Origin of the sequence: Thermus aquaticus (genome assembly GCF_001280255.1) — a bacterium.
Classification (GTDB): Bacteria; Deinococcota; Deinococci; order Deinococcales; family Thermaceae; genus Thermus; species Thermus aquaticus.
Genome location: NZ_LHCI01000026.1, coordinates 1 through 314 on the forward strand (window position 1 = coordinate 1; position 314 = coordinate 314).

General features: G+C 72.9%; 1 pseudogene. It reads left to right on the forward strand.

The window, feature by feature from the left end:
- Positions 1-314: pseudogene (locus tag BVI061214_RS00180) on the forward strand (nicotinate phosphoribosyltransferase); the annotation flags it as partial.

Consider the following 314-nt stretch of genomic DNA (forward strand, 5'->3'; position numbering starts at 1 on the left):
CCCCGGCCACAAGCGGGTCTACCGGGTCTACGACGAAAGGGGCCTGGCCACCGCCGACCTCCTGGCCCTGGCCGAGGAGGAGGTGCGGGAGGACAGGCCCCTCACCCTGCGCCACCCCACGGACCCCACCAAGAGGCGGGTCCTGAGCCCCGGGGCCTTCACCCTCGAGCCCCTTCTGGGGGAGGCCTTCCGAGGGGGCAAGCGCCTCTTCCCCCCCCCCTCCATAAACGAACTGAGGGCCCGACGGGACCGGGACGTGGCCCGGCTGGACCCCGGGGTGCGCCGCCTGGTGAACCCCCACATCTACCACGTCT